Here is a 26146-nt window from a genome sequence, read left to right as displayed (position 1 = left end):
CTTTATTTTGGACGAGCGACAGAAAAAGTTTTTTCTAACGTGGCGTATTCATTACCGCCTAACCGAGCTAATGGGTCTACAGCTAAGGCATCAACTTTTAAACGGTCACCTTCTATGGATATGACCCGCTCATCGACATAAATGTGTTCAATCTCTGCAAAGATTAAACTTTGCGGTGTCTCCCCCATCTCTATCACTTCATGCAACTTACAGCCGAATGCAATTGGCGCGCCCTCTAAGCGTGGTAATTCGAAACCTTGGAAATCAACCGTCTCAAGTTGAGTCGTCTCCAGTTCAGATTCCCCATGTTCTAATGTGGCAGAAGATAAAGTGACTTTATCCGCGAGCTCGCTGGGTGCAATATGGATAACCAACTTACCGGTTTCTAATGCATTTCGCGTGGTGTCTTTAATGTCACCATTGGGCTTTTTTCCCACAGAAATCATCAATAAAGGTGGACGGCTAGAAACCGCAGTAAAGTAGGAAAATGGCGCTAAGTTGAAGTTTTGCTCACCTGAGTCTGTGAGCACCCAAGCGATTGGGCGAGGAATGACAGTTTGAGTCATCAAATGGTACACCTGCGTTGGCGCAAGCGTACTGAGATCTATGTTCATACGACGTCCTTGGTCTTAGAAAACCGCGAGAGAGATAAGACTCCCGACAAATTGAGAGAACAAGTGTACCCCTCTCCCGTGCAATTTCATCTGATTTTCTCTTTTTGACAGCGCTTTTTGTCAATTCGACAGTCATATTGATAAAAATGTTATTTCAACAAGCTTGTTCCACTAAAGAAAGCATTCAACTTAAACCAACTCAGTCTCAGTCATTTATTTTTCAGCGCTCTAATTGATAACGCCTGATGGTCAATATCAGTCTAACCAAACAACTTAAAGCATTGATAAATAAAAACTATACAATAGCACGTCTAACAAAGATTAGGCGTAAATGAAACGAGAGCTGATTTCCTCATCGCCTGTATTTTGAAAGTTGGCACGTGTGATGCTTTAAAGAAATCGTCCCTAACACAAAAAGCGAGAAATTATGTTTGCCAATCAAAGTCGTCGCCCCGCTAAGAGAGGCAAGCCAAACCCACCACGCCAATCTCGGCGATCCATACCCTTATCATTCTCCTAAGAAAAAAGACCCGTTTGTCCCGCGGGTCTTTTTATTTGCCTCGTTTGAAGAGCAATCAAATGGGTCGTGCGTCAAACATTGATAGCATGCCTAATGCTTGGCTGAACAATTAAGCTACAATAGCCTAAGCAACTGTTCTCTATGAGGAAGAATACAATGAGTAACGATTCAAATGCATGTGTCATTATCGCTGGCGCAACAGGGCTGGTTGGTAGAGAAGTCATCCATCAACTGATCTCGCAGCCTAGCATCGAAACTCTGTATTCCCTTTCTCGACGAGCCCTCACTGACATTGCCGATCCTGATAATAAAATCATCCCACTTCTCGATGCTGAACTCACCATTCACGACTGGGACGAACAACAACCGACCCCTCGTGTTGGTTTTATTTGTCTTGGTACGACATTGAAGCAAGCCGGCAGCAAAGACGGTTTAAGGAAAATCGATGTCGAGTTAGTGTGTAAAGTGGCTCAGCAAATGAAGTTGATTGGCGTAAAACGCCTTGCAGTCGTATCGAGTTTGGGAGCGAAAGCTTCTTCATCATCCCACTATCTTGCTTGCAAGGGCCACATGGAAAAAAATATTGAAAAGATGGGCTTTGAAGAAGTGGTGTTCGCAAGACCGGGGCCTCTGGTCGGGCAACGAGAAAATCCTCGTACAGATGAGAAGGTTGTTCAGACTCTTTCTAAAGTAATTCGTCCGCTTATGCTGGGAAAACTGGCTAATTTTGTGCCTATTCAAGCTCAAGACGTAGCCAAAGCGATGATTTACCAAGTTTTCAGCTATCAACAAGACCCAATCGTCTATTTGCATAGAAGAGAGATGATGGACCTCATCAAGCATTATGACTAAGTAAAATCGGATAAATCTCGTGCTAAAACGTTATTGCACGAGATATTCGTCTCACTTTTATATTCATTTTCGATCTATCTAATACCTGTTTTTCATTTTTAAAGTTATATCCCGATCGGTATCTTACGTTACCAGTATATAGCCCCGTATAAAAAACAGTCAGCATTTGGCGCTGATTAATAAGGTCAGATTATGAATTTCGCAGTGGTTGCCTCTCTGGCGGTGTTTATCGCCATATTATTCTTTCTTTTTAACCAACAACAAAAAAAGAACACGTTATCTCGTCTTGTGTTAATTGGTCTTGTGACTGGTTCACTTTTCGGTCTTGCTTTACAACTGATTCATGGCGAAGGCAGCGATGTGATTGCTCAAACGCTTGAGTGGGTTGGTATCGTTGGTAGTGGTTACGTTGGCCTGTTGAAGATGGTCATTATGCCATTGGTACTTGTCTCTATGATTTCAGCGGTTGTTAAGCTGGAAAAAGGCGGCTCTCTGGGTAAGATTTCTGGCCTTACGATTTCTGTTCTTCTCGTTACGACCGCTATCGCTGCCATGATTGGTATTCTGGTTACCACAACGTTTGGTCTTTCTGCAGAAGGCCTCACAGAAGGTGCGCGTGAAACAGCTCGTATTGCGGTACTAGAAAGCCGTGTAGGCTCAGTAAGCGACCTAACGATTCCTCAGATGCTAGTCAGCTTTATTCCAACCAACCCATTTGCTGACCTCACAGGTGCTCGCTCTACATCGATCATTGCTGTAGTTATCTTTGGTGTGTTAGTAGGTATCGCTGCGCGTAAAGTGATGGCAGAAAAAGAAGAGCTAGAATCTCCTATTCGCACTTTCGTTGAGGCAGCTCAATCGATCGTGATGCGTTTAGTTAAGATGATCATGGCATTAACGCCTTACGGTATCGCTGCGCTGATGGCAAAAGTCGTTGCCACTTCAAGTGCTGGTGACATCCTTAATCTGTTAGGCTTCATCGTGGCATCGTACGTTGCTATTTTACTTATGTTCCTTGTACACGGACTGCTAGTGTCTTTCGTTGGTGTTAGCCCAGCAGAGTACTTTAAGAAGATCTGGCCTGTACTGACATTTGCATTTACGTCACGCAGCTCAGCAGCAACGATCCCACTTAACGTTGAAGCACAAATCACCAAGTTAAATGTGCCACCAGCGATTGCGAACTTGTCCGCGTCTTTCGGTGCCACTATCGGTCAGAACGGCTGTGCAGGTATTTACCCAGCAATGCTGGCGGTAATGGTAGCGCCAACCATGGGTATTGATCCTCTAGACATCAACTTCATTTTGTCATTGATTGCCATCATTACAATTAGCTCTTTCGGTATTGCCGGTGTTGGTGGCGGCGCAACTTTTGCAGCATTGATTGTACTTCCTGCAATGGGCTTGCCTGTGACAATTGCTGCGTTGCTTATTTCTATCGAACCATTGATCGATATGGCACGAACTGCACTTAATGTGTCTGGCGCGATGACAGCCGGAACGATTACTAGCCGAGTGCTAAAGTCGACCAATAGCGAAACTGCGTTGGAAGAACAAAAAGCGTAGTCGCTACTCAATAATCATTTCTTACACGAGCCGATGGTTTTCCCATCGGCTTTTTTGCTTTTCAGGCTCGCTAAAATAAAGCATGACGAATCTCCCCAATCTCTTTCAAAGACTTACCAGAGTCTAAATAACATTTGCGGCAAATGGGTTTGTTAACAACAGTTGTTATGATATAACATTTCAACAAACTGAAGCTGCATACGAATAACATCGGAGGTTATATCATGACTTCAACTTTAACCGAGTCCATTACAACTGAAGCCTTGGGAAACACGCACAAAACAGCATGTTTCAGTGCACGGAAAGAACCGACGGTGTTGGCAGACATATATCAGGAAGACATCAATATCGCGATTTGGCAGCGTCAATTTGATCAACAGCTTATTGATGCAAGCAAAGCGTTTGTGACGTCAAACCCCAACTTTGGTAAGTCGTTGAGTGTCTCCCCGGAAAACACCTTAGAAACGTTGCAATTCGCAACTGACGGAAAAGCGCCAGAAGTGCTACTAAGAAATATTGCTGAGTTGGTTGATATGTTCTGCTATCTGTTTGAACTAAAAGATGCAGGATTACGCCTCGCAACGCTCAATAGTGCAATGTGTCCCCGCTTTCACGTTGACCAAGTACCTTGCCGATTGGTAACCACATATCATGGTACTGCGACACAGTGGCTAGCCAACGATGGCGTCAATCGCGCCAAACTGGGGCACGGTAGCAATGGACTCCCAGACTCGGAATCAGGTTTGTACACGAAAGAGAGCGACATTCAACATTTGTCTGTGGGTGATGTTGGACTTCTGAAAGGTGAACGTTGGAGCGGCAATGAAAACAGAGGTCTGGTACACCGGTCTCCGAACATTGAATCGAGTGAACCTCGCTTGCTATTAACCTTAGATTTTGGGTGATACAACACCTCAATAGTCTAAGCATTAGTCAATTCCCAAATATTAAGCCGACGGTTCGCCTTCGGCTTTTCCATTTTCACAACATCACCTTGCATCTTTCGTTGCGAGTCAAGGCGTTGAATGGTCTAATACCCTCAATCGGTTCCGTAAACGGTAAGCAGAATGCACCAAGATAATCAGCCCACTTTTTTCTTTTTTGATTACGAGACTTGGGGAACAAGTCCAGCCAAAGATCGTCCAAGCCAGTTCGCAGGCGTTCGCACTGATGAAAACTTCAATATCATTGGTGAACCTTTGGTCATGTACTGTCGCCCACCTGCTGATTATCTCCCTTCGCCAGAAGCTGCTTTGATCACTGGTATTACGCCACAAAAAGCCATGCAAGAAGGCCTACCTGAACCTGAGTTTATCGCCAAGATCCACGCTGAGCTTTCTAAACCAAACACAACGAGCCTTGGTTACAACAGCATCCGTTTCGATGATGAAGTCACTCGTTATACTTGTTACCGCAACTTTATCGACCCGTATGCGTGGAGCTGGCAAAACGGTAACTCGCGCTGGGATTTGCTCGATGTGATGCGAGCGTGTCATGCCCTTCGTCCTGAGGGCGTGGAATGGCCAGAGAATGATGAAGGCTTTACGAGTTTCAAGCTTGAGCATTTATCCGTGGCTAACGGCATTGAACACAGCAATGCTCACGATGCGATGGCAGATGTCATTGCTACTATTGAGATGGCGAAGAAAGTCAAAGCCGCGCAACCAAAGCTGTTTGATTACTTTTACTCGATGCGTAACAAGCGCAAGCTGAACGAATTAGTCGATATTGTAAACATGACGCCATTGATGCACGTGTCAGGCATGATGGGACGTGAGTGCCAATACACAAGCTGGATTGTGCCAGTGGCTTGGCATCCAACCAACAATAACGCCGTCATCACGATTGATTTAGCCAAAGATCCTCAGCCTATCCTTGAGCTTTCAGCAGAAGAGTTAAAAGAGCGTTTGTACACCAAACGTGAAGAGCTAGGTGACTTACTGCCTGTACCCGTAAAGCTCGTACATCTGAACAAGTGCCCTATTCTTGCTCCAGCTAAAACGTTAACGGCAGAAAACGCAGAAGTAATTGGAATCGACCGTCAGAAATGTTTGAGTAATCTAGCGCTGCTGCGTCAACACCCAGAAATCCGTGAGAAGCTAATTAGTCTATTCTCTATTGAGCGTGAATTCGAAAAGAGCGATGATGTGGATACGCAACTGTACGATGGCTTCTTTTCACCAGCAGATCGCGCAGCGATGGACATCATTCGTGAAACAGATCCAAATAACCTTGCTGCGCTGGACATTGAGTTTGATGACAAACGCATCAAGCCGTTGCTATTCCGTTACCGTGCCCGTCACTACGCAGGCACACTGGATGAACAAGAACAAAGACGTTGGGCACAACACTGTCGTGAAGTTTTCGAAAGCCAAATTGAAGAGTACATGCTGAATTTAGAAAACTTAGTTCACGAACATGAAAGTGACGAAAAGAAGATAGCGATACTAAAATCCGTCTATCGTTATGTAGAGAGCTTAGCCTCCTAATTTCTTACCTTGTTCAAGCGCACCTTCGGGTGTGCTTGTTGTTTTATATGCTATCAAAATGATTAAAGATCGATTATTACAGCTGGTCCATTTGCTCATTTCCCTCGCACTCATCATGGGAGCACTTGGCATCGGCAACACTATTCAAAAATTCACTGGCGTTTCTGTTCCTGGAAGTGTCATCGGCATGCTTGTGCTGTTTTTCTCTATGACCCTTGGCTTTGTCAAAGTCGAATGGGTTAAGCCTGGCGCGACGCTTTTCATTCGCTACATGATCTTATTGTTCGTCCCAATCAGTGTTGGTTTGATGCAGCACTTTGATATGTTGTTGGCTAATGCGCTGCCAATTATTGCGAGTGCAGTAGGCGGTTCACTGATCGTATTGGTCAGCTTAGCGTGGTTCTTAGATTACTTGCTGAAGGAGAAACACTAATATGTGGTTACTTGTCACTATTGTGGTTTTCCTTGCCGCTCGTCAAATCGCAATTAAGGTTAACAACCCAATCGCGAACCCGCTTTTAATCAGCATCGCAGTATTGATCCCTCTACTCACCTTTTTAAAAGTGCCGTTTGAAACCTACTACGCCGACAACGAGTATATTAGCTTCTTGCTTCAACCCGCTGTTGTTGCGCTAGCGTATCCGCTCTATGAGCAACTACCTCAAATCAAAGCCAATTGGCGCATTATCGCACTGGCTTGCTCTTTGGGCAGCGTGATGTCGATGCTAACAGCGACACTGATCGCCGTTGCGTTCAAAGCAGACATCAGCCTGATTGCAAGCTTAGTGGGCAAATCGGTAACTACCCCTATCGCGATGGAAATCTCTAGCCACTTAGGTGGAGAAGCTGCCGTTGCGGCTATTTTAGTGCTAATCGTTGGGTTATTCGGGGCGATTTTGGCTTACCCAATCTTCAACCTTATCGGCATTAAGCACCCTATCGCTCGCGGCCTGACAATGGGTACTGTCTCTCACGCACTTGGGACAGCAACATGTGCTGAAAAACAGCCTGGTGATGCGGCTTTCTCATCTCTAGCTTTGGTACTGTGTGGCATCATCACTTCTATTCTTGCGCCAAGCTTCTTTGCTTTGGCTGTTTGGTTATACCAATAAAGACCTCAATGACCTGCTCTACTTTGCTTCCCGATAAAATGAGCAGGTCATAATCTCATCCAGAAAATTCGCAGTATGAATATACGTTGATATAGTTATTAGTGGGACAGAGATAACGTTAAATCGTCGTGAAATCGAATACATGTGTGAGCTCACTCTAATTATGTAACGTAAATTATCATTACACACATTAACGTGATCTAAAGCACAGAACATTTCCATCTTTCACATAGAATAACTGTCCATGCAATAACAAGGATTCAACATGAAAAGTCGCATTGAACAGGCGCTAGCAAGCGCTCCTGAAGCACTTTCAACACATCTTGCTCCTATCGTTCTCGCTGACGATTTTGATGCCACTATTTCTGAGCAACAGTTTGATGAGCTGCTGAACGCTACCAACCTTTCAGACAAAGAGCTTCGTGTTGCTCTACTTCCTTTTGCCGCAGCGTTTTCTTACGCTCCAATTTCTGAATTCTATGTCGGTGCGATTGTTCGCGGTCTATCTGGTCGCCTTTACTTTGGTGCGAACATGGAGTTTTTCGGCGTTCAACTGGGTCAAACCGTTCATGCTGAGCAGTGTGCGATCAGCCACGCTTGGATGAAAGGCGAACATGGTGTGAAAGACATCACCATCAACTACAGCCCTTGTGGTCACTGTCGTCAGTTCATGAATGAGCTCACTACGGCAAAAGAACTTAAGATCCAATTGCCAGAACGCGAAGAAAAGTCACTACACCACTACCTTCCAGAAGCTTTTGGTCCTGCAGACTTAGGCATCGAATCTGGTTTAATGGCAGATGTAAAACACGAGTTTGTGTGTGATGAAGATGACGCTCTGATCCAAAAAGCGGTCAGCGCAATGAACATCAGCCACGCGCCTTACACTAACAACTTGAGCGGTATTGCTCTAGAGATGAACAGTGGTCGCGTATTCCAAGGCGCTTACGCAGAAAACGCGGCGTTCAACCCTAGCCTTCCACCGCTTCAGGTTGCACTGATTCAAATCCTGATGGCTGGTGAGCAGTTTGAAGACATCAAAGCTGCAGCTCTGGTTGAGAACTCGCAAGGCAAGATCAGCCACCTAGCCGACACTCAATCAACGCTAGAAGCGCTAAACCCTGATATTCCAGTGAGTTTTGTGAACGTTTAATTCATAAGCTTCAATACAAATAAAAAAGAGCCCGTCGGGCTCTTTTTTATTATAGGAATTCAGTTAATCGATTCGCGGCTCTTTCTAATGCTAGGTTGATCACCTTTGTAATCTCTGGATATTGGTTGTCAGGGTCATCCCAATCAACATCTTCCGGTAGCATTACCTCTTCAAGAATCTGGTGTTCCATGACAATCTTGTTATTGCTGAGATCAACCAATGTCACTTCAGCATTTACATAACCACGTGGCGATGTAAGTGGAATAAAACCATAGTAATCACGCAACGTTCCGGCAGCCATGGTTTGAATTACCAATAAGTGGGTCGCTTGATACTGTTCTTTTACTGCAGAAACATCGTAGTCAAAGTAGCCCTTTTTACGTTCTTCTTTCGGCAGTTTATGTTCATCGGTCGCTTCATAGTATTCTGGAAGAATCACACTGCGACTTCCTCGGCTCTTGATAAGTGTCGCGACCTTGGATTTACCCAATTCAAACTTATCGTGTTTCAGTGACTGGATATGAGATTCAACACTATCTGTCACCATTTCATTGATGGCCATATCCAGCAGACCTTCACCACCTTTCCTGTGCGCATCCATCTCTGGAGGCTGAACAAACGCAACGGCGATATTTTTGTCGCCACCCGTTTGCCAAAAGTCTGAAGGGATATCCATCGCCTTTTGAGATACACACCCAGACAAAAGCATCACTGCAATAGCACAACCGATTATTCTTATATATTTCATTATATTAGACTCCTTTTTATAGAAGCGAAGAAATCTATCAATATGAAATATATTCTCAATGAGAATAATCATTTATTGTGATTGATTGCATATTAATTATTACAAACGAAGAAGCCAAGCGATGACGCAAACGTTTGCATCATTACAAAAAATCAGTATGATCCCCTGCAAATTCGGTTTCATCACTTTATTTTGTAAGGGAACACTATGTTCGGTACTGCTACTAGCACTCATGCTACCCGTGTATTACTTTTGGGCTCTGGCGAGCTTGGTAAAGAAGTGGCAATTGAATGCCAACGTCTTGGTTTGGAAGTGATCGCTTGCGACCGTTATGCCGATGCTCCAGCGATGCAAGTAGCGCATCGTAGCTACGTCATCGACATGCTTGATGGACAGGCGCTGGAAGAGATCATCAATAAAGAGCAACCTGCTTACGTGGTTCCTGAAATTGAAGCTATCGCGACCGATAAATTGGTTGAGTTAGAAGAGAAAGGCTTGAACGTTGTTCCTACAGCGAAAGCAACTAAGCTGACAATGAACCGTGAAGGCATTCGTCGCCTTGCTGCTGAAGAGTTGGCCCTAAACACTTCCCCTTATCAGTTTGCTGACAGCTTTGAGGACTTCAAAGCAGCAGTAGAACACGTTGGTATCCCGTGTGTTGTTAAGCCAGTGATGAGCTCTTCTGGTAAAGGGCAAAGCGTTATTAAATCAGAAGAAGATGTTCAAACGGCTTGGGATTACGCACAAGAAGGTGGTCGCACAGGTGCTGGGCGTGTGATTGTTGAAGGCTTTATTGACTTCGATTACGAAATCACACTGCTAACCGTGCGCGCAGCTGATGGAGTGCACTTTTGTGCTCCGATCGGGCATCGTCAAGAAGATGGTGATTACCGTGAATCATGGCAGCCACAAGCAATGTCAGACAACGCTATCAAAGCGGCTGAATACACGGCAGAGAAAGTCGTTAATGCACTGGGTGGCTACGGTATCTTTGGTGTAGAGCTGTTCGTTAAAGGCGATAAGGTTATTTTTAACGAAGTGTCCCCTCGCCCACACGATACTGGCATGGTAACCATGATTTCTCAAGAAATGTCTGAGTTCGCACTGCATGTTCGAGCGTTCACTGGCATGCCGATCAACAACATAGTTCAGTATGGACCATCAGCATCAGCGGTTATTTTAGGCCAAGGTACATCAACTGATATCCGTTTTGACAATGTTGCCAAGGCATTGGCTCAGCCACAAACTCAAGTACGTTTGTTTGGCAAACCTGAAATCGACGGTCGTCGTCGCTTAGGCGTTGTTTTAACGCGTCGTAAGACTATTGAAGATTCGATTGAAGATGCAGTGAATAACGCATCTAGAGTGCAGATCGTTTACTGATTTCATTAATCAGCTAAAGATAGACAAAAGCGCAGCTCAATTGGCTGCGCTTTTTCTTTCTGTGGGTTCGCAAAGTCCTTTATTCGCTCTCTATTAAGTAGACTTCTTCAGAGAAGCGGCTTAGACCTTTCTTAGCAATTTTGGGATGGTTTTCGTCGGCTTGGTCGACATTCAAACAAGTCACCTTATAACCAGCAAACAGCTGTTCAATCTCTTCGACTGGCACGCTAAATGGAGGGCCTGACATCTCATCCTGTGGGTAGTTAAGAGTCACAAGTAAAATACGTCCGCCAGGGTTCAACAGTTGCTTAAGACGAGCTACGTATTCTTCTCGCATTTCTTGCGGCAAAGCCACAAGCGCAGCACGGTCGTAAATGATATCGGCTTTAGAAACAGGCGCAGTAAAGAAGTCGCCAGTGTAAATCGACAACTCATCGAACTGATACAACTCATGCATGCCGTTTAGTGATGTGACAGTCGGCGTGTAGAAGTGTTCAGCAAAAAACGCACGCACGGCGATAAGGCTGAGTTCGACACCTTGCACTTCATCATGCTTCGTCGCAAGCCATACCAAATCTTCTGTCTTTCCGCACAGAGGAACTAACACGGTATCTTCACGTTTAGGATTGGTATGCTGCCAGAATGCAGGTAACAGTGGATTCACATCATCTAGGTGGAAACCAATTTGGTTACTCGCCCATTTACTGTGCCAAAATTCTTGATCTCTCATTTTACTTCTACTTGTCGGCTGATTGTGGATTCGAGCTTTGCGCTTCGCTTTTGTGGGGTAAGACTAATGATTTTTTCAAATTTGTCTATGTCGTTCATCTTTGGTTAATACTGCAATGGTAGTATGGCTATCGTTCAAGAATGAACCCTTCCTTTTTCTGGTTGTCAGAATAAAGGAAAGCAAAATGGTGATCTAGAACACGATTCCACCATAAGGCTAAAAAACAGCCTTGGAATCTATCGTAGAGCCCCCATTAACTAGGTAGTACCTGATTTGCGAATCTTAGTGACCTTTTCGTTACCCATTTTCTAAGTGCAAGCAAGTTAAGGAGAGTGAATGAGCTTATTTTTACGTACTACAGCATTGATGCTTTTAGTACTAAGCCGTGCGCCGGCGTTCGCCGCACTTCCAAATGTCCCGAGCAACGAGCAACAAAACCGTTCTGCTAGCCAAAACGAAGTTTGCTCAAAATTGTTTAAGCATAGCCTTAGTGGTTTGTATGGCATTCAGTCAATCGACTCCAAACCAACTCAACCTTATTCAGATTTCGACGTACTTTACAGCAAAGCTCACCAAGCGCAGTTCGAGTTAGAAACCATCTGTAAAAGTACTGCCCTTCTTACTGACGCCCAACCTTACTTCGCAGGCGTTAAATCTCAACATCGTGCCGAAGAAAAAATTGCTCACGAATTGGATGGTCAAGTAGAGCGAATTACAGACTTAGCACGAGCAACTATCGTCGCGGATGACGTTGCAAGCCTTGTCTCTGTGTACGAAGCGTTAGAGCGTGAAACTACCATCGTTAAAGTGAAAAACCGCTTTAAGAAACCAACGGCTTCTGGCTACCGCGACTTGAACCTGTTGGTTCGTCTTCCTAAAACGAATTTGATTGCTGAAGTTCAACTGCACCTTAAAGCCATTGCTGATGTTAAGAATGGCCCGGAGCATGATTTGTACGAACAAATTCAGAAGCTGGAGCGTCAGGCTCTAGTAGAAGGGCGAAACTTAAATGATATCGAGACAGCTTCGATTCGCAATATGCGCACTCAATCGAAAAACTTGTATCAAGAAGCTTGGCATCCGTACCTGACGACACACCTAGAAGCGGCGTAAACAAGCCGTCTTTTAGAAACTGATTTCCTCAATACTGAAAAACCACCGCAATTGCGGTGGTTTTTTATTTGTTCTTTAGTAAGTAACGAAGCGTACAGACAAAAAGACCACGACAAAGCGTGGTCTCATTCCATGTTACATGGCTTACTGGTCTGCCTTTAGGTTCTCTACGCGAGCTTTCAACTTCTGACCCGGGCGGAACGTAACGACACGTCGAGCAGTAATAGGAATATCTTCACCAGTTTTCGGGTTACGACCAGGTCGTTCGTTTTTGTCACGAAGGTCAAAGTTACCAAAACCTGACAGTTTTACCTGTTCGCCACTTTCTAGTGCCTTACGAATTTCTTCAAAGAACACTTCCACCGTTTCCTTGGCGTCCCGTTTACTAAATCCCAATTTATCAAACAGGTTTTCTGCAAGTTCGGCTTTTGTGAGCGCCATAAAACTTTCCTCAAAGCTATGTTAAACAATGCTACCTAGTGTAGCGCCAGAGCAGTTTTACCCTACCAATTCAACAACATATCGGGGTTACATCAGGAAGTGTATGCCAAGCTTATGATTTTCGCCAACTTTTTTCTTTGCTAATATACCGAATGTTTTACCACTGCGGTACTTTACCTACCATCATTTCCAGATTTTACTTTAATTCCCTCTCTATCGAGAAAAATATCCAGTTTAAATTACTGGTTTAAAACCTTAAAACAACATTAATCACTATTTAATAAAAATGTCAGATACTGGCTATTTTACAAACAATTGACACAAAACTTCTCTGTTTTTCAGTAGTTTGAGTCACTTCAAAAATAGATCTGACCAGTCACATTCAGCATACTTTTTTACCTATTCTGCTAGGTGAATTGAAAAACGAAAGCTTGAACGAAGACAAAATTCTGCGTGTTACTCCATGACGGCAAATGGAAACATTGATACTGTTTTCACATACCGCCCTCTTACTAGCGAGCCAACATGTTTCACCAAGTCGTCAGCATTCTCTTCCCTGTATTCGCTTTGGTTTTTGTTGGCTATCTCGTTGGCCGCTACATCAGACCAGATTTTCGCCCCATCAATCGCATTAATATGGATGTGTTCACGCCAGCACTCGTCTTTTCATCGCTGGTAAGCATGCCTCTCGACATGGACCAAGCCCCTCTTTTAGTTGCTGCTGTTATTGCTGTCATCGTTCCCGGCATTGTGATGCTACCAATTACGAGACTGACCGGTCTTTCATTTAAAGCATGGGCACCACCACACATGTTCCGAAATAGCGGCAACTTAGCGATCCCGCTGTTCACGTATACATTCGGTGAACTCGCTTTACCCTCGGCAGTGCTGTTGTTCGTTGTCTCAGCCTGTTTACACATCAGTTTGGGCGTAATGCTGCTCAGTAGCGGCAATCCCTTCAAACAGATCATTAAGATGCCGATTTTCTTATCTGCTTCACTCGCTTTGTTCATTAATCTTTCTGGAATCGGTATTTGGAACCCGTTGTATGAGGCGACCGCATTACTCGGACAAGCGGCGGTACCAGTGATGTTACTTTCATTGGGTGCCCAGATGTTGAACCTGAGATTAGGAGGTTTAAAGGTAGGTCTTATGTGTACAGTGCAATCGCTTGGGACTGGTGCGATCGCATTTGCATTAATCTATTGGTTGATCCCACTGCCGACGATGCAACTGCAAATGATGGTGTTGTTCACTATGCTGCCACCAGCCGTCATGAACTATTTGTTTGCAGAGCGACTGAACATTGAGCCAATGACAGTCGCTTCAATGGTGTTGTTTGGTAATTTCTTCAGCATAATCACGTTACCGCTACTGCTGTTGTTTACCCTTTCACTCTCTTGAGCAAATCAGCCCTAGCGATAGTGGATCTTCGCAGGAAGCACCACTTGCTGCGGGGTGTGTTTTGGATCGGTTAGCAGTGCTTTGCCAGCTTCATATAAGCTTTGCGCAATCAAATCACAATCCTGCTCAATCGAATCTATCTTAATTGGTAAGCAATCCAGAATAGCGTAGTTGTCGAACGTCGCAATTTTCATCTCTTCATTTAACAGTTGCTGCTCTGAAAGAAAACGCAAAACCCCTTCTAGGATAGAGTAAGAAGCAACGAACAAGCGTTCTGGAAGGCGACCTAACTCTTGATAGGTTTCCTGCATCATTTGATAGCCTGACTCGGGTTGGTAATCCTTATGTTTGACCAATGTCGCTTCAAATTTCACTCCGGCTTGCTCCAACCCTGCTTGGTAACCGGCAAAACGGTCTTTACTTGGGGACAGCTCTAACTGACCGCCAAAGTAAGCGCACTCTTTTGCTTCCTTACCCAACTTCTCCACGACTTGCTTAGCGGCGTTGTGAGCATCGGTTTTGATTGTCGTCATCTGCTGCTGCTCAATAACACGGTCAAACAAGATTACAGGCGTAGACTGTCTGACTTCTTGATAAAAGCTATCGTCAGACATAGACGTTGCGACCATCAGTAAATCAACTTGTCTTTCTAATAGGCTCTTTACTGCTTCTTGTTCTTGCTCAGGTTCATCTTCAGAAGAGGCGATCAACAACTGATAACCGCTGCTTCGAGCGAGCTTCTCGAGTTGCTTAGCGGTTGTAGCAAAACCCATGTTAGCCAAATCAGGAATAACCAAGCCAAGGGTATATGTCTTTTTCGCTTTTAAAGCGCGTGCATAAAGGCTTGGTGCGTAATTGTGTTCCGCGACGACTGCTTGGACACGTTTTACGGTGTCTTCATTGATTCGGTGTTTCTTGGCGTGTCCATTTAAGACAAAGCTGACTGTGGATTTAGACACTCCGGCCAGTTCTGCAATGTCCGCTAGCTTTAATTTTTTGTTCTTCACCTGGTCATTCCGTGGTTATTTTAAGCTTGGGCTTTTTTATTATCCCGCCAATGATACTCAGGTTAATTATGAAAGCCATCACAATCCCCCACTTTGCGCTTGGGCAAACACTCTAGATCATGGTTAAGATCACAATTAACGTCATTTTGACCTTTTTGGTTCAAATAAACATTGATTAGCTAAAACGATTTAGCAAAAATGTAGTTAGTGATTAGATTCTATTTTAGGTAGTAGTTATGAGTAAGATTTGGGTGACTGGCGATGCCGTTGTTGATTTGATTCCAGATACAGACAGCACGTATTTGAAATGCCCTGGTGGCGCGCCAGCCAACGTTGCAGTCGCAATCTCTCGATTAGGCGGTAACAGTGCTTTCTTTGGCCGCGTTGGTCAAGATCCTTTGGGTCGTTTTATGAAAGCAACACTGGCACAAGAACAAGTCAACACAGATTACATGCTGTTGGATGAAGCACAGCGCACATCAACCGTGATTGTAGATCTAGATGACTCAGGTGAACGCAGTTTTACTTTTATGGTGAAACCAAGTGCGGACCAATTCCTAATCCCTGCTGACATCCCTGCATTTGTTCAAGGTGAATGGCTACATGTGTGTTCAATCGCACTTGCAAACGAACCGAGTCGCAGCAGCACACTAAAAGCGATGCAAGATATTAAAGCAGCCGGTGGCTTCGTCAGCTTTGATCCAAACCTACGTGAAGAAGTTTGGGCTAACCCAGAAGAGTTAAAACCTGTGGTTCGCCAAGCAATTGAGCTGGCTGACGTGGTGAAGTTCTCTGACGATGAGCTGCTGTTCTTGACCGACACGGACTCCCTCGAAGCGGGTCTTGAAGCTATTAGAGCATTCAACAACACGCTTGTCCTTATCACCCAAGGTGCAAAAGGCGCGTTGGTTGTATTCGAAGGTGAACAAGAGCTGATTGCAGGCCAAGCCGTCAAGCCTGTAGATACAACAGGCGCTGGCGACGCATTTGTGGGTGGTTTGCTGGCTCGTTTAGCTCAACAAAATGAGTGGGCGAGCAAAGAAGCGATCCATTCAGCAGTTAACTGGGCAAATGGTTGTGGTGCTCTAGCGACAACGCAAAAAGGCGCGATGACAGCATTACCAACTCAAGATGCTTTGTTGGCTTACATCTAAAACAACATTTCCATAGCTTGAAGCTCAGGTAATAAAATAGAAATCCCCGCAATTGCGGGGATTTTTTTAATTTGTCGTTTTTAGAATTAAACGTTTTGGAAAGGCGCTGTTGCCGCTTTCAAATAATGCAGAGTTGCTTTTCGCTCTCCGCCTTGTAAAGACAAACGTGTCGCATCGACATCAGTAAACACACGCGACGTCATCGCCGCTTCACCACCGTTAACAAACACTTCAACAGAAGAAGTATCCGCTAAGATACGCAGTTCAATCTTGCCAGACTCTAGAGGCAACTCGCGAACCGTATCTTGTGCTCGATTCAATGTTTTAGAACGATCTAAGATCAATCGACGCTCAACGTCATCCGCTTTTATCGTCAGCTTTTGCGTTGTATTTTCGAAGAGGCATAACTCGTCTCCCCACTCCAACGTGATAGTTAAATCGAAAGACTTCGCTCCGATATCCAGACCATCGGAATTCAACACAAATTCGTTTGTGGATTCAATTAGCGATTCAAGCTCATGAATTGGATATTGATACAGCTTACCATCACGGAAGCTCATTTCACGCATTGTCGTCAGTTGATGTACCCAGCCATTGTCTGAGCTTGGTTGATCGATTTCATCCGGTAATCCCATCCAGCCACACATAACACGGCGGCCATCTGGCGTAAGCATGGTTTGTGGCGCGTAAAAATCAAAACCAAAATCGAGATGCTGGAATTCGCTCAGTTGAAGGCCATCTTTTTCATTCCACTTTGCCTTCACGATGCCATTGTGGTGAGGAATTGAGTTGTGCTCAGAAAACGAAGGAATGCCTTGCGGGCCAATTACAACAAAGCTCTGCTCAGACAAATTGAACATGTCCGGACATTCCCACATATATCCGAAGTCACCAAACTCATCGCCATACAAACCATCAAACGTCCATTGATACAAGTCATCAGATTTGTAAATCGCTAAGCGCCCTTTTAGCTCTTCCGTCTGCGCACCCAATAGCATTAGCCACTGGTTATCGTGACGAATCACCTTAGGATCACGGATGTGTGGTGTTACACCAGGAGGTAGTTCACCAATTACCGGACCATGCTTAACGAAGTTCACACCGTCAGTTGAAGTCGCTAAGCACTGGGTTGTATGACGATCTCGTTGCGGTCCAATTCGTGTATTGCCTGTGTAGAACAACATCAACTCGTTTTCTTGGCTAAGTGCATGACCAGAAAATACACCATGACTATCGAACCAATCTGAAGGCGTGAGCGCAACGGGTTGCCATTCCCAGTTGATCAAGTCAGTACTGGTTAAATGTGCCCAATGCTTATCTTTGTGTTCGCACCCATACGGATACCATTGGTAAAACATGTGGTATTGGCCATTGTGGAACACAAAACCATTTGGGTCGTTAAGCAAACCTCGTGGTGGCGTTATATGCCATAACGGACGGTGCTCACATTCAACAGGCTCTTGAAGTGATTCAAAACGCTTCGCTTGTTCTTTGGCGATCGTCTCTCCTAGCTGAAGTAATGCTTCCGCACTGACAGAATCTGAGCGCACAAATCTCACTTGCATTTTTCCCTGAACTTCTTGTAGTTGCTCAATCAGCTCAGAGTCTTGAATTAGCGTGTGTTCACGCACTTCAAAAATAAGGTCTGAATCAGGAATCAAAACGCGAGAGATGTTTTCAACTCCCCCACAAACGGCAATGTATGGTGCTAACGACATTTACTTTAACCTAAAACTCAAATTGGGAACGTTTGCAAAAATAACATATCGAATAACGAATTCATAGATAACAGCGGATCATAGACAACAAAAACCGTGAGCAACCTAACGCTCTAAAGCATCTTTTAATTTATGGCTTATCTCGTTAGCTGCTCCGCTGTTCTTCAAGATTGAGAACGTTCCCTAAAAATCCAATTAACCAGTGGAAGATTTAGATCTACCTTTCTTACAAAGCGGTAATAAGCAACGTAGAGTTTTACTATTAAAACCAAGAGGTTAAGTGTTACACTGAAACCATTCAACCAAACGTTACATTGCGAAATTCCATGAAGTCGATTTTCCAGATCAGCGATTGTCACTTAAGCGATCCATCTAGCTTTGAAAACCTGCGCAAAGCGCTGTTGTGTGCTCAAAATGATTCATCCTGCGATACTCTTTTTCTCACTGGTGATCTGTGTTGCAACCCTCAACCTGGTTCTTACCTCAGTCTAGTCAACTTCATAGAGCAACACATCCGAGATAAGCGTATCTTCGCCATCGCTGGTAATCATGATGACCATGAACTGATGAAACAAGAACTGCGTGGAAGTTGTATCGCCATTGTCGATAAAGCCAAGCTCCATGGACGAGAGGTTATATTTTTGAACTCAAGTGCAAAGCCATTGGATAAGCGACACCCTTTAGGTTCTGGCCGAGTTGATAACCTTGGTTTAGCAGTCTTAACTAAACAGCTTCGCCATGCCGCTAACCCGATTGTCGTTGTCCACCATCCCATTATTCCTGTTGGCTCAGACTGGATGAAAGCGATTTGCTTGGAGAACGATGCAAGCTTACTTGCGCTTTTGGCAAAGCATCGAGTTCAAGATGTAATTTGCGGACATGGACATGATGCACTGACTATATCGCAGCAAGGTGTGACTCAACATATGGCACCCGCGACCGCTTATGGCTTTGACCACAGTATTGACGAATACAACCGAAGTGAAAGAATTGGTGTGAATAAGATTTGTTTTGAAGGTGAGAGGATAAAAGTGGAGACAATTTGGCTCTAGCTATTCCCTATTCCCTATTCCCTATTCCCTATTCCCTATTCCCAAAATACAAAAAACCCTGCCAAACTGGCAGGGTTTTCATTTCTTAAGAAGATACGTTACGCGAGATTAGTCACGTAGAGACGCACCAAACTTCTCAGAAACGTGAGCAACGATAGCGTCAACCGCACCAGCGATATCTGCATCTTCAAGCGTACGCTCAAGTGACTGTAGAGTCAGAGCGATTGCTAGGCTCTTCTTACCTTCTTCAACGCCTTTACCTACGTAAACGTCGAACAGTTTCGCATCTTTAAGGAACTCGCCACCTTGCTCTAGACAAGCGTTAACGATGTCACCAGATGCAACAGCTTCATCCACTACTACCGCGATATCACGACGGTTTGAAGGGAATTTAGAAAGTGCTACCGCCTCTGGGATCACTTTGCTGTTGATTGCAGACCATTCGATTTCGAATACGATAGTACGACCGTTTAGACCGAACTTACGCTCAAGCTCAGGGTGAACGGTACCGATCACGCCCACTTCTTTGCCGTCTACGATGATTGCCGCTGATTGACCTGGGTGAAGTGCTGGGTTAGCTTTTTTGCTTTCAGGTGACAGTGCAGCGAAAGAGTACGCTTTTTCGTTTGCAGATAGCTCTAGAATCGCTTCTAGATCGCCCTTAAGGTCGAAGAAATCAACAGTGTTAGTTTCGATATCCCAGTGCTCTTCACCGCGAGTACCAGCAATAACACCTGCAAGCATAGGCTCTTGACGCATGCCGTTTTCTGCAGATTCACATGGGATGAAACGTAGGCCGTATTCGAATAGACGAACGCGTGGCTGTTGACGCTTCTGGTTGTGAACAACCGTGTTCAGCAGACCTTGGATAAGACCAAGACGCATTGCTGACATGTCTGCAGAAATTGGGTTTGGGAGCACTAGAGGCTCAACACCAGGTACAACTAGCTTTTGTTGCTCAGGCTCAACGAAGCTGTATGTGATTGCTTCGTGGTAACCACGGTCAACAAGAAGATCACGAACGCGTTTCAGTGGAAGATCCGCTTCAACGTGGTTGTGCATCTTAAGTGCTGCTGCTGGGTGTTGGTTAGGAATGTTGTCGTAACCGTAGATACGGCCAACTTCTTCAATCAGGTCTTGCTCGATAGCGATATCGAAACGCCATGTTGGCGCTACAGCCATCCAACCTTCTTCTGAAGCTTCTACAGTCAGACCTAGGCGCTCTAGGATTTCTACTACGTCAGCATCAGCGATGTGGTGACCTAGTAGGTTGTCTAGCTTAGTACGACGTAGAGCAACTTTATTTGGCTTAGGTAGGTCTGCTTCAGACTCTACTGCAACAACAGGTGCTACTTCACCACCACAGATTTCAACTAGCAGCTGAGTTGCACGCTCCATTGCGCTCACTTGTAGTGCGTAATCCACACCACGCTCGAAACGCATTGAAGAATCAGTGTGAAGACCGTAGCTACGTGCGCGACCACGGATGTGGTCAGGTGCAAAGAATGCACACTCTAGTAGAACGTCTTTAGTCTCAGTTGTTACACCAGACTCTTCACCACCAAAGATACCTGCGATTGCAAGTGCTTTGTTGTGGTCAGCAACTACTAGTGTATCTGCGTTTAGTTCTGCTTCGCTGCCGTCAAGAAGTGTTAGCTTCTCACCTTGCTCAGCCATACGAACTACGATGCCACCTTCGATCTTCGCTAGATCGAATGCGTGCATTGGTTGACCTTGCTCTAGAAGAACGTAGTTAGTGATGTCTACTACAGGGTCGATCGAGCGAATACCACAACGACGCAGTTTCTCTTGCATCCATAGTGGCGTTTCAGCTTGAACGTTTACGTTCTTAACAACGCGACCTAGGTAACGTGGACACGCAGCTGGCGCTTTCACTTCGATAGACACTTTGTCTTCGATTGAAGCCGCTACTGCTTCTACTGATGGCTCAGTCACGTCAGCGCGGTTTAGTACGCCAACTTCACGAGCTAGACCACGAATGCTGAAACAGTCAGCGCGGTTTGCTGTTAGGTCTACGTCTACTGTTACGTCGTCTAGACCTAGGAATTCACGGAAATCGGTACCGATTACTGCGTCTTCTGCTAGTTCCATGATGCCGTCTGACTCAACGTCGATACCTAGTTCAGTGAATGAACAAAGCATGCCGTGAGATGGTTGGCCACGTAGTTTCGCTTTTTTGATTTTGAAATCGCCTGGAAGAACAGCACCAACTGTTGCTACTGCTACTTTCAGACCTTGGCGACAGTTGTGTGCGCCACAAACGATGTCTAAAAGCTCTTCTTCACCCACGTCAACTTTCGTTACGCGCAGTTTGTCTGCATCTGGGTGTTGACCACATTCAACAACGTGACCAACTTTAACGCCGTTGAACGAACCTGCTACAGGTAGCACGTCATCAACTTCTAGACCCGCCATTGTAATTTGGTGAGTTAGTTCGTCAGTGGTAATCGAAGGACTAACCCACTCACGAAGCCATGATTCGCTGAATTTCATAGTGATTTATCCCCTGGATTACTTGAACTGTTTTAGGAAACGAAGATCGTTCTCGAAGAACGCACGTAGGTCGTTTACGCCGTAACGAAGCATTGTTAGACGCTCAACACCCATACCGAATGCGAAACCAGAGTATTTTTCAGGGTCGATGCCTACGCTGCGTAGTACGTTCGGGTGAACCATACCGCAGCCTAGTACTTCTAGCCATTTACCGTTTTTGCCTTTCACGTCAACTTCTGCTGAAGGCTCAGTGAATGGGAAGTAAGATGGGCGGAAACGTACTTCCACTTCTTCTTCAAAGAAGTTACATAGGAAATCGTGCAGGATGCCTTTCAGCTGTGCGAAGTTCACGTTCTCATCAACCAACATGCCTTCCACTTGGTGGAACATTGGCGTGTGCGTTTGGTCGTAGTCGTTACGGTATACACGGCCTGGTGCGATGAAACGGAATGGTGGTTTACCATTTTCCATCGTACGGATCTGTACGCCTGACGTGTGAGTACGAAGCATCAAATCTGGGTTGAAGAAGAAAGTATCGTGGTCAGTACGCGCTGGGTGATCAGCTGCGATGTTTAGTGCATCAAAGTTGTGAAATGCATCTTCGATTTCTGGACCAGACTCTGTGTTAAAGCCAAGTTCGCCAAAGAACTTCTCAATACGCTCAACAGTACGAGTAACTGGGTGTAGACCACCGTTCTCGATACGACGACCTGGTAGTGTCACGTCGATCGTTTCTGCTGCTAGCTTCGCTTCTAGCTCTGCACGTTGTAGTGCATCTTTACGAGCTGCGATAGCTTGCTGAACTACGCCTTTCGCTTTGTTGATCTCTTGACCAGCTTCACGGCGCTCTTCTGGTGGTAGTTTACCTAGGCTTTGAAGTTGAGCAGTTAGCTCACCTTTTTTACCTAGATACTGAACACGCACTTCATCAAGTACGACTAGCGATTCTGCAGCTTCAATTGCTGCGCTCGCGTTAGCAATGATCTCTTCTAGATGTTGCATCGTTTCCTCATCTACCTATTGGTAGTATCCATAAGGGAGTGATTGGTTTTTTGATAGCTGTACATAGTAGCCAAACCCGCCACCAAAGCCAAATTGAATTATGAAAAGAAGAGGTTATTGAATAAAAAGAACACAAAAACGAAAAAAAAGCAGCGTTGTCTAGGAATAACGCCCATTTTATCGAAGTTGTTTTTGCATAAGAGGCCAAAGAAAGTCACTGGTATTGTTCTTATCAAGCGAGAAAAGAAGCTCGCTTTCTTTGGCGATCTAACATGAGAAGTAATCTAGTTTAAAGGCGTGAGTTTTTGTACGGTTTGAACTCGGTTTTTACCGTTCTGTTTTGCCAAGTAAACGCCCTCATCTGCAACTCGAATCAAATCCGTGTAGGTTTCCATATTGTCTCGACGCTCTGCGACACCAACACTGATGCTCCCTCGCCAAGGTTCGAATGAAGTAGGAACAAGCATATGGGAGACCTGCTTTCTCACCGCCTCTGCCACATGCAAACCACCCTCTAATCCGGTATCTGGGCAAATTACGAAAAACTCATCGCCACCCAAACGACACACAATGTCGTCACTTCGAAAGTAGTGCTTCAATGCTTGCGCGAGTTCAGTTAGAACTAAATCCCCTGCTTCATGGCCGCAGGTATCATTTACTTGTTTGAAGTAATCCGCATCAATCATGATACAAACCAAAGGTAGGTCTTTAGCGTCCTCATCCTTCCAAAGTTTCTTAAGCGTTTTTATCGCGCTTCTACGGTTCGGTAACTGAGTTAATGAGTCGGTTAAGGACAAGGCTTCTAGCTGTTTATTTGCATTCGATAACTGCTTCGTCCTTTCGTCCACCTTTTCCTCTAGAACTAGGTTCAGCTTGAGTAGCTCTCGATTTCGCTCGGAGACTTGTGAAAATAGCGCATTTAGCGCCTCAAGCAGCGGCTCTGTTGAGGCATTAGCTTGTTTTTCTTGCTCTTCATACGCTGCTTTTGGAGACATGCCGGATTGAATCGCCGCCACTTGTTTGGACATATTCTGATCGATGCCAAGAATGTGGTAGGCCAGCCAATGAATAAGGAAATCCAGCAACTGTTCGGCCGCACGCTTATTTTCTTGATTGATGAAGCTTTGCATGCTGATGATATCGCTCATGAACGCGCGATGGACTTGGATATGCTTCTGTAGGTGCTCAGGATAGATCCCCACTTCGCGCATCAAGTTCTCTTCTTCTTTGAAGTGGAACTCTGCGTAACGAGAAAGATCAAACAATGCGACTTGAATATCGGTCAGGGAGATGCTGTTTTGCGCCAAAAGTTCGCCGTACTTATTGATGAAGCCGACTAAATACTGGTGTTGCTCATCAACTTGTTCGATTCCAGTTTCGAAATATGTGTCCCAACGAAATGAATTCAACGCTACTACTCCTGAGTAAAACCAGTGAGTATTGATAGTTGCTTATATACAACTATCAATACCACAAAAAACATAAGGAATAGTATCGACAAATCTTCCTTAACGCTTTAGCAGTCAGTCAAAATAATGACGTGGATCTACTTGCCTCCAACTTTTCGATTAGTTTATCTACCAATTTAAAAATAATACTGGATAGAGAGTTCGATAAAGTCGTCGTCCCGTGCGAAATAAAGCAGGTCCGTTGGCGTGTCATTTTTAAACAACCAAGCATCGATTTGCCACTTGAAATGATTTGAAATGCGGCTGGAAGCCTCAAGTTTTGCGTTGTACACATCGGAGTTGTCGAGATCTTGCGTTATACCCGTAAGAATTTCTGTGCCGTCTTCATCATTGAGTGCTAAACGAATGCCTGCAAAGACATCATTTTGACCGATATTTTGCGCATTGTTACCACGGCTATCATAGAGATACTCACCAATAATGCCTACGTCCCATACCGTATCAAAAGCCCCAACTATCGTGTATTCAAAACCTGTCACGACGCCGACATGATTGTCGAAGCTATCGCGGTAGACACTCTCTAGCTTCCATAACCAATCACCTACGGTGCCTTGAACATCCAGCCCAACATGGCTCATTAGGGCGTAGTAAGGTTTTAACTCTCCTTGATCAAACCGAAAATACGGGTCACGGTTTGTTCCATAGACATAGCTTAAACCTACATCCCAATCGCCGAACATTTGCGCGTACCGAAAAGCGACATCCACTTGCTTTTCTTCTCGGCTAGATTCATACAGCGCATCATCAGAGACAACAGGATCAATCCTCAAACGTCCATCTTTACCTGCAAATGTTCGCTCACGAAAATAGGGCAATAACATCGCATCCACCGTCCCCCAATCTTTGATAGAAGTAAAATGAACCATAGGTTGGCCGAGCTTATCCTCTCCATCAACCGCTTCTATCGCATCAATTTGGTTTACAACATCAACCAAGTGCGCAGACTCCGTGACGCCCCAAAACACCTTACTAATGCCGACTCGGAGTTCGTAATCATCCCAATAGGTTAAATATAAAGCTTCTCGAATATCACCATGGGTGCGCTCATCATCCATGCTATCCCAGCGATAAAAAGGAGTGAAAGTGAAACTCGCATCACCGTCTTGCAGATCCCAATAAAGCTCGGGTTGCAACACGAGTGATGTCTGCCCTTTGTCTTGCCCCTGAGCACCGTCAGAGAAAAACTGGCGATGCTCGATATTGACCTGCCCCGCTAGTTCAACGCCAAGTAAAGGCGAAGAACACAGCATGGCCGTAATGCCAGCCAAGGTTCGGCTTGCAGCGATTGCCCTAGTCATTCAACCTCCCTACTTAACGCGCTTAAGGACGTTTTTGTTGAAATCGTTGTCTTTCAAACCAGTCTGGAACGTCAATTCGCTGGTCGTCAGCTCCGTACTTTTGCCCGTTTGGTGATTCGTCATCGCCATGGTGTGAGCGCGCCAGTATTGATTCAGATATTGTTTGTAGTCGGAGAATAAAAGTGTTTTCAACAACGCACCTTTGCGGTCATAAAACTCTACTTTCAGAGGACGATAATGTGCTTGATCTAGCCAAACCACCTGCTTGGTGTAACCGGAGTTTTTATCTGTCGGGATTTGCTCTAACACAAACGTCTCTTGGTCATTCACCGTTTCATCTTTTAGGTAATTGAAACGGTATTTTTCGATCTCGAATGAGCTCAGGTCTTCATAAGCAAACTCACTGCCCATAAAAGGACCGGATTTATTGCGCGAAGCAATACGTTTTACACGCTTAAGAGCCGGTAGGTAGAGCCATTGATCATCTGCACCAACAGTATGGGAGTGATTCAGGAATGCTGTGCCTTTTACATCACGAGGCTCATCAAAAATGGTCAACCCTTTGTCACCATCATCGGCAATCTCAAGTGATTTCAAGCGCATCAAACGCGTACTGCTCTCCCCTTGTGCATTGCGAAGGATCATTTGCATGGTTGCCACCGAATCCCCCCAACCTTCATCACGAGCTTTGCGCTCCTGTGCAATCTCTAATCCTTTTGCCTCATCTGCCCATGTAAAAGGCGAAAGCAAAAGTGAAACCGATAACGCGGCGACTTTGAATGGTGTTTTAACTAGTTTCATCATGTG

Annotated in this window: 23 protein-coding genes; 12 read left to right on the top strand and 11 right to left on the bottom strand. The window is 44.9% G+C overall.

The window, feature by feature from the left end:
- Positions 1–2: 2 nt before the first annotated feature.
- Entirely contained in the window at positions 3–614 is a 612-nt protein-coding gene (locus KIT90_RS04575; RefSeq protein WP_122067696.1) for a flavin reductase family protein, read from the bottom strand.
- A gap of 676 nt (positions 615–1290) precedes the next feature.
- Here KIT90_RS04575 and KIT90_RS04570 point away from each other — a divergent pair.
- From KIT90_RS04570 to cdd, 7 genes are all read left to right on the top strand, one after another.
- Complete coding sequence (locus tag KIT90_RS04570; protein WP_122067697.1) at positions 1291–1986, top strand: NAD(P)H-binding protein; 696 nt, start codon at positions 1291–1293, stop codon at positions 1984–1986.
- Between the two features lie 192 nt (positions 1987–2178).
- Positions 2179–3552: an L-cystine transporter gene (locus KIT90_RS04565; RefSeq protein ID WP_020194842.1), complete on the top strand. Its 1374-nt coding sequence runs from the start codon at positions 2179–2181 to the stop codon at positions 3550–3552.
- Positions 3553–3776: 224 nt separating this feature from the next.
- The gene (locus KIT90_RS04560) at positions 3777–4457 is read left to right on the top strand and encodes a DUF1826 domain-containing protein (RefSeq protein WP_285375583.1); all 681 of its coding nucleotides are present in this window, start codon (positions 3777–3779) and stop codon (positions 4455–4457) included.
- Between the two features lie 162 nt (positions 4458–4619).
- Positions 4620–6041, top strand: coding sequence for an exodeoxyribonuclease I (gene sbcB / locus KIT90_RS04555; RefSeq protein WP_020194844.1), 1422 nt, complete (start codon positions 4620–4622; stop codon positions 6039–6041).
- 58 nt (positions 6042–6099) lie between these two features.
- A complete protein-coding gene (locus KIT90_RS04550) occupies positions 6100–6474 on the top strand; it encodes a CidA/LrgA family protein (RefSeq protein WP_005439820.1) in 375 nt (124 codons plus the stop codon).
- Between the two features lies 1 nt (position 6475).
- Entirely contained in the window at positions 6476–7153 is a 678-nt protein-coding gene (locus KIT90_RS04545) for an LrgB family protein (protein WP_009705896.1), read from the top strand.
- A 265-nt stretch (positions 7154–7418) separates the two neighbouring features.
- Positions 7419–8306, top strand: a complete 888-nt coding sequence (gene cdd / locus KIT90_RS04540) for a cytidine deaminase (RefSeq protein WP_005439818.1) — start codon at positions 7419–7421, stop codon at positions 8304–8306.
- Positions 8307–8355: 49 nt separating this feature from the next.
- On the opposite strand, the gene KIT90_RS04535 is transcribed toward cdd, so the two are convergent.
- Positions 8356–9054, bottom strand: a complete 699-nt coding sequence (locus tag KIT90_RS04535; RefSeq protein WP_009705895.1) for a hypothetical protein — start codon at positions 9052–9054, stop codon at positions 8356–8358.
- Between the two features lie 207 nt (positions 9055–9261).
- Between KIT90_RS04535 and purT the strand changes: the two genes are divergently transcribed.
- Positions 9262–10437 (top strand): formate-dependent phosphoribosylglycinamide formyltransferase, encoded by a 1176-nt coding sequence (gene purT, locus KIT90_RS04530; RefSeq protein WP_102389231.1) that lies wholly within the window; start codon positions 9262–9264, stop codon positions 10435–10437.
- A 79-nt stretch (positions 10438–10516) separates the two neighbouring features.
- Here purT and KIT90_RS04525 read toward each other — a convergent pair whose 3' ends face one another.
- On the bottom strand, positions 10517–11167 hold the full coding sequence (locus tag KIT90_RS04525) for a thiopurine S-methyltransferase (RefSeq protein WP_285375579.1): 651 nt from the start codon (positions 11165–11167) through the stop codon (positions 10517–10519).
- 336 nt (positions 11168–11503) lie between these two features.
- Here KIT90_RS04525 and KIT90_RS04520 point away from each other — a divergent pair, with 336 nt between their 5' ends.
- Positions 11504–12280, top strand: coding sequence for a RelA/SpoT domain-containing protein (locus KIT90_RS04520; protein ID WP_041055522.1), 777 nt, complete (start codon positions 11504–11506; stop codon positions 12278–12280).
- 144 nt (positions 12281–12424) lie between these two features.
- Here the strand turns inward: KIT90_RS04520 and ihfA are convergent, their stop codons facing one another.
- Positions 12425–12721, bottom strand: a complete 297-nt coding sequence (gene ihfA, locus KIT90_RS04515) for an integration host factor subunit alpha (RefSeq protein ID WP_005427969.1) — start codon at positions 12719–12721, stop codon at positions 12425–12427.
- A gap of 525 nt (positions 12722–13246) precedes the next feature.
- On the opposite strand from ihfA, the gene KIT90_RS04510 reads away from it, so the two are divergent.
- On the top strand, positions 13247–14125 hold the full coding sequence (locus KIT90_RS04510; protein WP_045478508.1) for an AEC family transporter: 879 nt from the start codon (positions 13247–13249) through the stop codon (positions 14123–14125).
- An 11-nt stretch (positions 14126–14136) separates the two neighbouring features.
- Here KIT90_RS04510 and KIT90_RS04505 read toward each other — a convergent pair whose 3' ends face one another.
- Entirely contained in the window at positions 14137–15132 is a 996-nt protein-coding gene (locus tag KIT90_RS04505; RefSeq protein ID WP_038895788.1) for a LacI family DNA-binding transcriptional regulator, read from the bottom strand.
- A 236-nt stretch (positions 15133–15368) separates the two neighbouring features.
- Between KIT90_RS04505 and KIT90_RS04500 the strand changes: the two genes are divergently transcribed.
- Positions 15369–16286 carry an aminoimidazole riboside kinase gene (locus KIT90_RS04500; RefSeq protein WP_285375576.1) on the top strand — a complete coding sequence of 306 codons (918 nt, stop codon included), beginning with the start codon at positions 15369–15371 and terminating at the stop codon, positions 16284–16286.
- 86 nt (positions 16287–16372) lie between these two features.
- Here the strand turns inward: KIT90_RS04500 and KIT90_RS04495 are convergent, their stop codons facing one another.
- Positions 16373–18004, bottom strand: a complete 1632-nt coding sequence (locus KIT90_RS04495; protein WP_285375575.1) for a glycoside hydrolase family 32 protein — start codon at positions 18002–18004, stop codon at positions 16373–16375.
- Positions 18005–18330: 326 nt separating this feature from the next.
- Here KIT90_RS04495 and KIT90_RS04490 point away from each other — a divergent pair, with 326 nt between their 5' ends.
- Positions 18331–19056, top strand: a complete 726-nt coding sequence (locus tag KIT90_RS04490) for a metallophosphoesterase (RefSeq protein WP_285375573.1) — start codon at positions 18331–18333, stop codon at positions 19054–19056.
- 108 nt (positions 19057–19164) lie between these two features.
- Here KIT90_RS04490 and pheT read toward each other — a convergent pair whose 3' ends face one another.
- From pheT to KIT90_RS04465, 5 genes are all read right to left on the bottom strand, one after another.
- Positions 19165–21570 (bottom strand): phenylalanine--tRNA ligase subunit beta, encoded by a 2406-nt coding sequence (pheT, locus tag KIT90_RS04485; protein WP_005439803.1) that lies wholly within the window; start codon positions 21568–21570, stop codon positions 19165–19167.
- A gap of 18 nt (positions 21571–21588) precedes the next feature.
- On the bottom strand, positions 21589–22572 hold the full coding sequence (gene pheS, locus KIT90_RS04480; protein WP_005439802.1) for a phenylalanine--tRNA ligase subunit alpha: 984 nt from the start codon (positions 22570–22572) through the stop codon (positions 21589–21591).
- Between the two features lie 284 nt (positions 22573–22856).
- Positions 22857–23981, bottom strand: coding sequence for a GGDEF domain-containing protein (locus KIT90_RS04475; RefSeq protein ID WP_285375572.1), 1125 nt, complete (start codon positions 23979–23981; stop codon positions 22857–22859).
- A gap of 176 nt (positions 23982–24157) precedes the next feature.
- Complete coding sequence (locus KIT90_RS04470) at positions 24158–25339, bottom strand: hypothetical protein (protein ID WP_285375571.1); 1182 nt, start codon at positions 25337–25339, stop codon at positions 24158–24160.
- Positions 25340–25348: 9 nt separating this feature from the next.
- Positions 25349–26140, bottom strand: coding sequence for an outer membrane lipoprotein-sorting protein (locus KIT90_RS04465; protein WP_033006078.1), 792 nt, complete (start codon positions 26138–26140; stop codon positions 25349–25351).
- Positions 26141–26146: the final 6 nt, after the last annotated feature.

Origin of the sequence: Vibrio sp. B172a, assembly GCF_030248355.1 — a bacterium.
GTDB lineage: Bacteria > Pseudomonadota > Gammaproteobacteria > Enterobacterales > Vibrionaceae > Vibrio > Vibrio owensii.
Note: the sequence above shows the minus strand (reverse complement) of the source record. Positions and strands in the feature narration are given on the sequence as shown.